Origin of the sequence: Kribbella sp. NBC_00482, from assembly GCF_036013725.1 — a bacterium.
In the GTDB taxonomy this organism is placed as follows: domain Bacteria; phylum Actinomycetota; class Actinomycetes; order Propionibacteriales; family Kribbellaceae; genus Kribbella.
Map to the genome: position 1 here is coordinate 7,704,255 of NZ_CP107881.1, position 12,075 is coordinate 7,716,329.

General features: G+C 66.9%; 7 protein-coding genes. 6 read left to right on the top strand and 1 reads right to left on the bottom strand.

All coding sequences use genetic code 11. From position 1 onward, the window contains the following. Nucleotides 1–2,355 carry a glycoside hydrolase family 3 N-terminal domain-containing protein gene (locus tag OHB24_RS37240; protein WP_327635623.1) on the bottom strand — a complete coding sequence of 785 codons (2,355 nt, stop codon included), beginning with the start codon at nt 2,353–2,355 and terminating at the stop codon, nt 1–3. Between the two features lie 267 nt (nt 2,356–2,622). On the opposite strand from OHB24_RS37240, the gene OHB24_RS37245 reads away from it, so the two are divergent. The 6 genes from OHB24_RS37245 to OHB24_RS37270 all read left to right on the top strand — a co-directional run bounded on the left by OHB24_RS37245 (nt 2,623) and on the right by OHB24_RS37270 (nt 11,947). After that, nucleotides 2,623–3,975: an extracellular solute-binding protein gene (locus OHB24_RS37245; protein ID WP_327635624.1), complete on the top strand. Its 1,353-nt coding sequence runs from the start codon at nt 2,623–2,625 to the stop codon at nt 3,973–3,975. Nucleotides 3,976–4,090: 115 nt separating this feature from the next. After that, nucleotides 4,091–5,032 (top strand): carbohydrate ABC transporter permease, encoded by a 942-nt coding sequence (locus OHB24_RS37250; RefSeq protein WP_327635625.1) that lies wholly within the window; start codon nt 4,091–4,093, stop codon nt 5,030–5,032. Between the two features lies 1 nt (nt 5,033). After that, nucleotides 5,034–5,924 (top strand): carbohydrate ABC transporter permease, encoded by an 891-nt coding sequence (locus OHB24_RS37255; RefSeq protein WP_327635626.1) that lies wholly within the window; start codon nt 5,034–5,036, stop codon nt 5,922–5,924. A gap of 250 nt (nt 5,925–6,174) precedes the next feature. Continuing rightward, nucleotides 6,175–8,376, top strand: a complete 2,202-nt coding sequence (locus tag OHB24_RS37260; RefSeq protein WP_327635627.1) for a HelD family protein — start codon at nt 6,175–6,177, stop codon at nt 8,374–8,376. Then, entirely contained in the window at nt 8,373–10,178 is a 1,806-nt protein-coding gene (locus OHB24_RS37265) for an ABC transporter ATP-binding protein (RefSeq protein WP_327635628.1), read from the top strand. Before OHB24_RS37260 ends, OHB24_RS37265 begins: the two co-directional genes overlap by 4 nt. Beyond that, nucleotides 10,175–11,947, top strand: a complete 1,773-nt coding sequence (locus tag OHB24_RS37270) for an ABC transporter ATP-binding protein (protein ID WP_327635629.1) — start codon at nt 10,175–10,177, stop codon at nt 11,945–11,947. Before OHB24_RS37265 ends, OHB24_RS37270 begins: the two co-directional genes overlap by 4 nt. Nucleotides 11,948–12,075 lie beyond the last annotated feature (128 nt).

The following is a 12,075-nucleotide window of genomic DNA, read 5'->3' on the forward strand; positions in this document are numbered from 1 at the left end:
TCACCCTCCTCCAGGCTCCGCGGAAATGGTGACCGGAGTCGTCAGGACTCGGTCGTGTCCGACCACCCTCACATCCCCGGTGATCCGCAGCATGGCACGACACGGCAGGTCCAGCGACGACGTGCCCACCATCACTTCGACGTCCCCGGGCTCGACTATCCGGCGCAGATCTGGACCTGTGTACGCCGTGCGATCAGCGTGCACCCGGAACGTGACGTCGGCCGCCTGGCCGGGCTCCAGCGACACCCGCGCGAACCCGGTCAGCAGCTTCAGCGGCCGGGCGACCCGGGCGACGACGTCGCGCAGGTACAGCTGCACGACCTCGTCGCCGCCCCGGTCACCCGTGTTCGCCACCCGCACCGTGGCAGTGAACTCGCCGTCAGTGCCGATCTCCGGCACGCTCAACCGGAGATCGGCGATCGTGAAGTCCGTGTACGACGCCCCGTACCCGAACGGATACAGCGGCTGGGTCTCGAGCCCGCTGATGCCCGCGCTCTCGACACTCCCGAGCGCCGGCTGCAGGTACGTACCGGGCTGCCCACCGACATGCCGCGGGATCTGCACCGGCAACTTCCCGCTCGGCATGATCCGCCCACTCAGTACGCCGGCGATCGCCGCCGCACCCTCCTGCCCCGGGATGAACGCCTGCACCAGGCCGGCAGCCCGATCCGCGAACAACCCCAGCGCATAAGGCCGCCCCGACACCACCACGACGACAACAGGTCGCCCCGTGTCGAGCAACGCTTCCAGCAGCTCCCCCTGCACCCCAGGCAGCCGCAGATCCTCCGCATCACAGCCTTCGCCCGAGGTCCCGTGCCCGAACAGCCCGGACAGGTCACCCACGAAAGCGACACACACGTCCGAGTCCTGGGCCGCAGCGACAGCCTCGGCGAACCCGGAGCGATCGTCCCCGATCACGTCACAACCCTTGGCGTACGAGACCTCGGCCAACTCGTTGCGCAAGGCATCGAGCGGCGAGGCGATCGAGATCCCCGGTCCACGCTCGGGATACCGCGGCAGCACGTGGTTCGGGAACGCGTAACAACCCATCAAAGTCCGTGAGTCATCAGCACAGGGACCCACCACGGCGACCTTCGCGACACCAGAAAGCGGCAGCACCGAGCCGGCGTCCAGCAAAACGACCGACTTCTCCGCCAACTCCGAAGCAATCGCCCGGTTCTCCGCCGAATCCAGATCGACGCCGGACTGCACCGAACCCTGAGGAGTCCAGTCCTCGTCCAGCAGACCCAGCTCGGCCTTCTGCAGCAGCACCCGCCGCGCCGCGCGGTCGATCAGCTCCTCGGACAGCTCCCCCGCCTTCACCTTGTCCAGCAGGCTCAGGTACCCGATCGTGTCCGGCAGTTCGACATCGGTCCCGGCAGTCAACGCGACGACCCCCGCGTCCGCGTTGTCCGCCGCCACCCGGTGCATCGACGCCAGGAACGGCACCGCCCAGTAGTCGGAAACGACCGTCCCCTCGAATCCCCAGTCCTCCCGCAGTACCTCGGTGAACAGCCACGGATCCGCGCTCGCGGGCAGGCCGTCGAGGTCGGCGTACGAGCTCATCACCGATCCGGCGCCGGCCGTCGCGATCGCGGTCTCGAACGTCGGCAGGATGATGTCCAGCAACTCGCGACGCCCCATCGACACCGGCCCGTGGTTGCGTCCGGCGCGCGACGCGGAGTAGCCGGCGAAGTGTTTCAGCGTGGCGATGACGCCCGCGCTCTGCAGACCACGCACGTACGCCGAACCCAGAATCCCCACCAGATAAGGGTCCTCGCCCATCGTCTCCTCGACGCGGCCCCAGCGATAGTCACGTACGACGTCGAGCACCGGTGACAGTCCTTGATGCACACCGACCGCCGCCATGTCGCGCCCGATCGCCGCCGCCATCCGCTCGACCAGCGACGGGTCGAACGTCGCACCCCACGCGATCGAGGCCGGGTAGACAGTCGCGCCGTACGTCGTGAATCCGGTGAGGCACTCCTCGTGGACCAGCGCCGGCACACCGAGCCGCGACTCCTTCAGCACGACCTCGTGCTGCCGGACAACCTCGGCGACGCCCTGCTCGACCGTCTGCGGGTAACTGCCCCAGACCCGGGTGAGGTGGCCGAGCCCGTCGCGGCTCGCGTCCTCCAGCGACAGCGAACCGCCGACCGAGAACACGTCCTCCATCGGCGCCACGTTGATCGTCTCGTCCTCGGGGAGTTCGTGGTCGGCCATGTCGTTGCCGGCCCAGCGGCTGCCGAGCTGCGCGATCTTCTCCTCGAGCGTCATCGCCGCCAGCAGCAGTCCGGCCCGCTCGGCGGCGGGCAGCGACGGGTCGCGCCAAGGCCGTTCAGTCGAGATGGACAAGAAAATCTCCCTTGATGAACGTTCCATTCGGTGAGGAATTATCGAAAACTTTTCGATCCTCTCCGGTCGACCCGGCCGATCCGCCGTAGGTCGATGAATCCCCTGTGCCAACAGGTGATTACGTGACCTCACTGTGACCCCAAAGTCTGCTTAGTTCAAGTCTTGACAGCACTATCTCCGAAACCTATGTTTCGAAAACAAGTCATATCGGCAGGTGCTTCCGCAACCTGCGGGGCAGCATGGAGTACGGAGATCACAGTGGACCCCATGAGCACATCTCGGCGTAACTTCCTCGGCCTGGTGGGCGGTGGCGCACTGGCGGCCGGCCTCGCGGCCTGCGGCAGCTCCGGCCCGAAGAGCACGCCCGGTTCCACCGCCGGAGCCGGCGGCGCCGGTAGCGGGGCGTCGTACTGGTTCCTCACCGGACAGCCGCAGCAGGCCATCCGCGAGGCGCAGGTGAAGAGGTTCAACGACGCGAACCCGGACACCAAACTCAAGACCACCGAGTTCCAGAACGACGCGTTCAAGGCGAAGATCAAGACCGCGATCGGCGCCGGCCAGGGCCCGACGCTGATCTGGGGCTGGGGCGGCGGCGGCCTGAAGGCGTACGTCGAGGCCGGCCAGGTCGAGGACCTGACCGACTGGTTCAACAAAGAGCAGGCCGACCTGAAGAACTCGATCTTCCCGTCCGCGTTCACGGCGGCGACCGTCAACGGCAAGCTCTACGCGGTGCCGGGCGAGACCGTCACACCGATCGTGCTGTTCTACGACAAGCGCGCGTTCGAGAAGATCGGCGCGGAGCCCCCGCAGTCCTGGGGCGACATCATGGACCTGGTGCCGAAGTTCAACGACAAGGGCATCGCGCCGTTCTCGCTCGGCGGCCAGTCGCGCTGGACCAACATGATGTGGCTCGAGTTCCTGTTCGACCGGATCGGCGGCGCCGAGGTCTTCCAGAACATCTTCGACGGCAAGAAGGACGGCTGGTCGGACCCGTCCGCGCTCAAGGCCCTCGAGGAGATGCAGAAGCTGATCAAGGCGAACGGGTTCGTCAAGGGCTTCTCCTCGATCACCGCCGACTCCAACGCCGACCAGGCGCTGCTGTTCACCGGCAAGGCCGCGATGATGCTGCACGGCGCGTGGACCTACGGCAACATGAAGTCGTCCGGTGGCGACTTCGTGACCGGCGGGCACCTCGGGTACATGAACTTCCCGCCGGTCGACGGCGGCAAGGGCGACCCGAGCGACACGGTCGGCAACCCGGGTCAGTACATGTCGATCTCGTCCAAGGCCACGGACGGCGAGAAGGCGACCGCGAAGAAGTTCATCGCGAACAACACTCTCGACGACGCCACGGTCGAGGCCTGGGTGAAGTCCGGCAACATCCCGGTCGTGAAGAGCGCGAAGGACAAGCTCTCGTCGATCACCGACAAGAACGACTCCGCGTGGCTGAACTTCGTCTACGACACCGCGGCGAACGCGAAGAACTTCGCCCAGTCCTGGGACCAGGCCCTCAGCCCGACCCAGGCCGAGACGCTGCTCGACAACATCGCCAAGCTCTTCCAGCTGTCGATCTCCCCGCAGCAGTTCGCCACGAACATGAACGCGGTGATCGGCCAGTGACTCTGCTGATGCCACGCCTCCGGCGCGGCGGGTCATGGGGCTGGAACTCCCGTCCTTCCCTCGTCGCTCCGGTCGCTTCGCTCCCTCCGCTCCTCAGTCCAGGACGGGAGGCCCCATGACCACGACCGCCCCGCCCGCAGCACCCGCGACCGGCCGCAAAGTCTCGTCCGGCGCCGGCTCGTCCGGGGTCGGGCGGAGCGGTCCGGTCGCCTGGATGGTGCTGCCCGCGCTCATCCTGTTCGTCGTGTTCGGCGTCGTCCCACTGGTCGGCGTACTCGTGCTGAGCTTCACCCAGTGGGACGGCCTCGGCGCGATCCACAACGCGGGCCTGTCGAACTGGAAGTCGGTGCTGTCCGACTCCCAGTTGCCGCACAGCATCCTGGTGACCTTCGAGATCATGATCCTGTCGTGGCTGGTGCAGACCCCGATGAGCCTGCTGCTCGGCACGTTCCTCGCCGGGCGGCAGCGATACCGCGCGTTCCTCGCCGTCCTGTACTTCATCCCGCTGCTGCTCAGCTCGGCCGCGATCGCGATCACCTACAAGGCCCTGCTCGACCCGAACTTCGGGCTCGGCCCGGGCCTGCACCTCCCCTTCCTCACCCAGGACTGGCTCGGCCGCAGCGACCTCGCGATCGGCGTGGTGATCTTCATCGTGTCCTGGCAGTTCATCCCGTTCCACTCGCTGATCTACCAAGGCGGCGTCCGGCAGATCCCGACCACGATGTACGAGGCGGCCTCGATCGACGGCGCCGGCCGGGTCCGGCAGTTCTTCAGCATCACCGTGCCGCAGCTGAAGTACACGATCATCACGTCGTCGACGCTGATGGTGGTCGGCTCGCTGACGTTCTTCGACCTGATCTTCGTCCTGACGGCGGGCGGTCCCGGCGACGCCACGCGCGTACTCGCCCTCGACATGTACAAGCGGGGCTTCATGTCCAACCAGATGGGTCCGGCCAGCGTGATCGCCGCCCTCATCGTGCTGCTCGGCCTCGCGCTCGCACTCCTGCTGCGCCGATTGGGTGGCAGTACGACCGCGAGCCAGCAGGAAGGTGCGTGACATGGCTGTAGCTACCAGCGACTCCGGTACGACGACCAGCCCGGTGCGCAGCCCAACGTTTCGCGCCCGCAAACTGCTCGGGCTGAACTGGTTCGGCGGACTGGCCGGCTGGATCTGGCTGGCGATCGTGCTCGTCCCGCTCTACTGGATCGTCGTCACCAGCTTCAAGGACCAGAGCGCGTACTTCAGCCAGAACCCGTTCGCACTCCCCTCCGCGCCGACGGCGAACAACTACAAGCTGGTCATCGAGTCCGACTTCCCGCGGTACTTCCTGAACAGCGTGATCGTCACCGTGGGCACGATCCTCCCGGCCGTCGCGATCTCGTTCATGGCGGCGTACGCGATCATCCGCGGCGCCGGCAGCAAGTTCCTTGCCGGGGTCAACGGGATGTTCCTGATGGGGCTGGCGATCCCGCTACAGGCCACGATCATCCCGGTGTACCTGCTGATCATCAAGATGCACCTCTACGACAGTCTGCTCGCGCTCATCCTGCCGTCGATCGCGTTCTCGATCCCGCTGTCCGTGCTGGTGCTGACGAACTTCATCCGCGACGTACCCAAGGAACTGTTCGAGTCGATGCGCGTGGACGGCGCGACCGAATGGGGCATGCTCCGCGGCCTCGCGCTGCCTCTCACCCGGCCGGCGCTCGTCACGGTCAGCATCTACAACGGGCTGGGCGTGTGGAACGGGTTCCTGCTCCCGCTGATCCTGACCCAGAGCCCCGACAAGCGCACCCTGCCGCTGGCGCTGTGGACCTTCCAGGGCCAGTACAGCGTGAACGTCCCCGCAGTCCTCGCGTCGGTCGTCCTCACCACTCTCCCGATCGTCATCCTGTACGCCGTCAGCCGCCGCCAACTCCTCAGCGGCCTGACCGCCGGCTTCAGCCGCTGAAACACCCGCCGGGGACTGGGAACAGGCAATTGCTTGTTCCCAGGCCCCGGCGGGGGTGCTCGGTCCTGTTCTGAATCTCTTGCGGCAAATCCCCCGGAAAGGTACCGTGGGGTGTTTGTGCCGTAAAACAAGAAAGAAGCCCTCTTCGGGCTTCTAGGTTCAGATTATCAAACTCTCCGGGTTTGTGCAAGGGATCGGGGGCAGGGTGCTGGAGCAGGAGATCGCTGCAGAGCAAGGCGAAGTGACGAGCATGTACGAACGGCTCGATGTGCTGCGCGAAAAGGCACATGGCGAACTGGGTCGCGTACAGGGCGAGGAAACCACCGGGACGGATCAGGCCTGGTCGGAGCGGGAGTCTTTCACGGATCTGTTCTCCGGGCGGTTCTCGCAATTGTCGTCGGTGGAACGCGGATTGTGTTTCGGGCGGATCGACGAGACCGCCGGCGAACGGTTCCACATCGGCCGGATCGGGTTGTTCGACGACGACTACAACCCGCTGCTGATCGACTGGCGGACGCCGGTCGCGCAAGTGTTCTACCGGGCCACCGCGGCCCAACCGCTCGGGGTCAAACGCCGCCGGCACATCCGGCTGCGCGGCCGGACCGTGGTCGGGGTCGACGACGACCTCCTGGACGCCGACGCGATCGACGACGGCGAACGCAGCACGCTGATCGGCGAGGCCGCGTTGCTCTCGTCGCTCGGCGCGAACCGCACCGGCCGGATGAACGAGATCGTCGCGACGATCCAGTCCGAGCAGGACGAGATCATCCGGTCCGGCCTGCCCGGGGTGCTCGTCGTACAGGGCGGTCCGGGCACCGGCAAGACCGTGGTCGCGTTGCACAGAGCGGCGTACCTGCTCTACACGCATCGCGAGCAGCTCGGGCGGAGCGGCGTACTGGTGGTAGGACCCAACACCACGTTCCTCCGCTACATCGATCAGGTACTCCCCTCGCTCGGTGAGACCGACGTCGTACTCGCGACGATCAGCGAGATGTTTCCAGGCGTCGCGGCGACCACGCCGGAGCCGGCCGAGGCGGCGCGGATCAAGGGCAGCCTGGCGATGGCCGACGTGATCGCGCAGGCGATCGCCGGCTTCCGGGTCGTCCCGGCCAAGCCGATCCGGCTGAAGGTCAACCAGGACGAGCTCGTGATCCGGCCGGACGCGATCCGCAAAGCACAACAGAGCGCCCTCGCGGCGCAACACCTGCACAACCGGGCCAGGCCGCTGTTCGTACGGCGCGTCCTCAAGACCCTCACCAACCAGGTGGTCGACCGCATCGGCCGGCAGTACGTCGGGGATGCGGACATCGAGGACATCCAGCAAGAACTGTTCGACGACGACCATGTCCTCGAGCTCCTCGACCAGCTGTGGCCCGAGCTCACACCGCAACTGCTCGTCTCGGTGCTGTTCTCCTCGGACGATCGGCTCGCAGCCGCTGCACCGCATCTCAGTGCGTCAGAGCGTTCCGCCGTACTGCGTCCACTCACCGCAGACTGGACCGCGTCGGACGTCGCACTGCTCGACGAAGCGGCCGAGCTGCTCGGCGAGACCGCGGACGTTGTTGTCGGACGCAAGCGCGAGGCAGCCGAGGACGCCGCTGCCGAGGAGGCGGGCCGGGAGTACGCGCACGGCATCGTCGACATCGAGCTGACCGCCGAGCGGATCACCATCGAGCCCTGGGAGATCGAGCAGTTCAAGGATCTGATCGCCCAACGCACGCGCGTGTTCGACCGCCCGGCGACTAGTGCCGAGGGTAGGGCGTACGACCGCAACTGGGTGTTCGGCCACGTCATCGTCGACGAGGCCCAGGAACTGTCCGCGATGGACTGGCGGATGCTGATGCGCCGCTGCCCGCGGCGCTCGATGACGATCGTCGGCGACATCGCGCAGACAGCTTCGGCCGCCGGCGTACGGTCCTGGGCCGAGCTCCTCGACCGGTACGCCCCTCGCCGCTGGCGCACCGCCGAACTGACCGTCAACTACCGCACCCCGTCCGAGATCATGACGGTCGCGGCCGACGTCCTCGCCGCCATCGACCCGACCCTGAAGCCACCCACCTCGGTCCGCGAAACCGGCACCGAGCCCTTCATCGACCCGGTCCCGCCCGCGGCCCTCGCCGACGCGGTGCGCACCGCGATCAAGTTCGAGCAGCGGGAGATCGGCGACGGCCGCCTGGCGGTCATCGTCCCCGCGTCTCGCTACGACGAGTTCGCCGCCGTACTCCCAGAAGTTGCCCACAGCCACGACCCGTCCGTCCTCGACGGCGCCGTCGCCCTCCTCGACGTACCGCAGTCCAAAGGCCTCGAATTCGACGCAGTCCTGATCGCCGACCCCGCCACCATCGTCACCGACTCCGACCGAGGCCTCTCCGACCTCTACGTCGCCATCACCCGAGCCACCAAACGCCTAACCATCCTCGGCAACCTCCCAGCCGTCCTCAGGCACACGTGACTTTGCTGCGCCGCTATCTCCAACACGCACGGGCGCTGTGGTTGGCGGCGCCCGGCTGGTCCACGCTCGCCCTGGCGCTGACCGTGCTCGAGGCGGCGGCTCGGACCGCTCTGATGATCGCGATCGGGCTCTTCGTCGGCTCGCTCAGTGAATCGGCGACGTACGCGACCTGGCGGTGGTTTCTGCTGATCGCCGCGCTCCTTGTCGTCGGGCCGTTGCTCCAAGCGTGTCTGTCGGCGGCAACGGCCCGCAGCTCGGTCGCGTACCTGCGCTACGTGTCTGATCTGGTCGCTGAGGTAGGCGTGCACCCGCACGGGATCGAGCATCTGGAGACGCCGGACTTGGCAGGACGGCTCCGGACGGTTGTGGCTGCGACGCGGGACTGGTCGTTCGTCACCGGTGTCGATGCCACGTGGTCGATCATCGGACCGCGCCTGGCAGGAGTCGGGGCGCTCGCCGTCCTGATGCCGTGGCGATGGTGGGTTCCGCTTCTGGTCGCCGCTTCGTTCTTCACCCTCTCCAAAGTGTTCACCGGTTGGATCAGCCTCGCCTTCGACAAGTTGCTCACGAACCCCGGCGACAGTCGGCGCCGCGCCTCCTACCTCCGCGGGCTTCTCACCCAGACCGACTCCGCGAAGGAGATCCGCCTGTTCGGTCTGGCGGACTGGCTCACCGACGTGTACCGAGCGACCTGGTACGACGCCATGACGGGCCTGTGGCGGGCGCGACGCCGAGGACTCGGGCCGGTTCTCCTCGCCTGTCTGGTCATGGCTCTCATGGTCGGTGGCGCCTTCGCCCTGATCGGGTACGACGTCACAACCGGAACCATCTCGCTGGCGGCCACCGTGACCATGGTCCAGGCGATCCTCCGACTCCAGAGCTTCGGCCTTCTCGGAGACGTGAGTACGGCGCTCGCACGCAACACGTCAACGCTCCAGGCCTTGGTGGGTCTGCGCCGCGAGCTCGGGCTACCGGCGATCGCTCCGGTCAGCCCGGGCGACGAGGTACCGCGGCACCCGGGAGGTGCTGCAGAGGTCGGCTTGGACGAGGTCAGCTTCACCTACCAAGGCAGCGCCGAGCCCGCTGTCAAGCAGGTCACGCTGCACATCCCGGCCGGCCAGTCGGTTGCCGTCGTCGGCGCCAACGGCGCGGGCAAGTCGACCATCATCAAGCTGCTCTGCGGGCTGTACACACCGGCTGAAGGGACGGTGCGGGTCGACGACGCCGACCCAGCCGTCGATGAGGCTGCCCGTCGCCGGGTCGCGGTGATCTTCCAGGACTTTGCCCGCTATCACCTGTCCTTGCGTGACAACGTCGCACTCGGTGCTGGGAGTACGGACCAGCCGTTGCTCGAGCAAGCGTTGACCGACGCCGGCGGCGCCGTACTGCTGACACGGCTCGACCGAGGCTGGGACACGGTCCTGTCCGCAGAGTACGACGGCGGCACGGACCTGTCGGGCGGTCAATGGCAGCGCGTCGCTCTGGCTCGTGCGCTGGCCGCGGTGGCGGGCGGGGCAGGTGTGCTCGTGCTGGACGAACCGACGGCGGCTCTCGACGTCCGCAGCGAGGCGGCGCTGTTCGAGCGGTTCCTCGAAGTCACGCGAGGTGTGACAACCATCCTGGTCAGTCACCGGCTGTCGAGCGTGCGGCACGCCGATCGGATCGTCGTCCTGGCGGCTTCCGGCATCGTCGAGGACGGCAGCCACGAGGAACTGCTCGCCCTCGGAGGGCGCTACGCCGAGCTCTTCACGCTCCAGGCTCGTCGCTTCGCTCGACCAAGCGGCAACTCGGTGGCCCGATGAGCCCGGCGTTGCGGGGAATGGCGCTGGTTCTCACCACGACGGTCAGAACGAGTCCTGCCCAGTCATTGCTGTGTCTGCTCGAGACCGTCGGCAAGGTGCTCGCGGCGTTGTCACCGCTGTATGTCGGGATCTTCGCCGACGCCGCCGTCCATCGGAACCTGGACCGGATGCTGCTGGCTGCGACCGCGCTGGTCGGATCGACCGCGGCGAACACGGCTCTGCAAGCCGTCGGCGTCAACGCTCGCGTCCGGCAGATGGAGCTGGTCGGTCATGTCTTCGATGCACAGGTCGCCGAGCTCACCGCACGAATTCCGACCCTCGATCACCTGGAGTCCGCGCGCTACCTCGACAAGCTGCAGATCCTGCGTGACAACGAGAACGCGCTCGGCGGAGCACTCAACACGATGATCAACACACTGAACACCCTGGCGTTCGCGATCAGCGTCCTGCTCGTCGCAGTCACCGCGGACTGGCGGCTGTCGATCCTGATCGCGCTGGGAACGACGCGTCTGCTCACCGCGCGCTGGTCGCTGCGCTGGGACAAGGATGCCGAAGAGGACAGCGCCTCCGCGGGTCGCTTGACCCGCCACCTTCTCGAACTGACCACGTCTCCCACCGCGGGTGCGGAGACCCGAGTTTTCGGCCACGAGCACGAGCTCCGGCGGCAGATCGGCAGAGCAGTCACCGATTGGCGCCAACCGATCATGCGAGCGACCAGCCGCAAGGCTGTGCTCGCGGCCGGGCACACCGTCCTGTTCTTCATCACCGCGATCGCTGTCCTGGCGTGGATGACGCGGGACGCGCTCGCCGGAACCGTCTCGATCCAGTCAGTCGTCGTCGCGGTCGCTGTTCTTCAAAGCCTGCAGAGTGTGAGTTCCTCGTTTGCCGGAGTCGTCGGCGGGATCAGCAAGGTGGGACGCAACTGCGCCCGCTTCATCTGGCTCCGCGACCACGCCGCCGGTATCTCGACCGGCTGCGAGGCGCCTCCGTCACAGCTGTCCGACGGGATTCGGATCGAGCACCTCAGCTACCGGTACGGGGAGACGCAACGAGACTCGCTGACCGAGGTCGACCTGTATCTCCCGGCCGGTTCTGTGGTCGCAATCGTTGGTGAGAACGGTGCAGGCAAATCCACGCTGGTGAAGCTTCTGAGCGGACTCTACCGACCGACCGGTGGGCGGATCCTCGTCGATGGCCAGGACCTGGACGCGATGGATCCGGTGGCCTGGCGAGGCAGGATGACCGGTGCGTTCCAGGACTATGTCCGATTCGAATTCACCGTGCAGCAGTCGGTCGGTGCCGGTGACGTCGCCGTACTCGACGACCGGCAGCGCGTCCACCAGGCACTGCGTGACGGGGCAGCCGAGGACGTCGCCGCGGCATTGCCTTCCGAGCTCGACACCCAGCTCGGAACTACCTGGACCGGCGGTGTCGATCTGTCCGGTGGCCAATGGCAACGAATCGCCATCGCCCGCGGCATGATGCGCCGTGCTCCGCTCCTGCTCGTCCTCGACGAGCCGACCTCCGCCCTCGACCCCGTCGCTGAGCACGCGTTGTTCGAACGCTACGCGGCAGCGAGCCGCCGGACCGGGCGCGGTGGCGGAGTCACCGTGTTGGTGACGCACCGCTTCTCAACTGTCGCGGCTGCCGATCTCATCGTCGTACTCGATCAAGGCCGGGTCGTCGAATACGGCTCGCACGCCGAGTTGCTCGCCGGCCAGGGACAGTACGCCGACCTGTACGAAATCCAGAGCCGCGGCTACCTCTGAGACCCGGTGCGGGGTGTTGGTTGGGGGGTGGGATGATCGTCGGGTAGTGAAGGTGTGGTTACTGACGGTGAGATCGTTGGGCTAATGTGTAAATTCCGTAACGAGGAGACTCCCGGAAAGCACTCTCC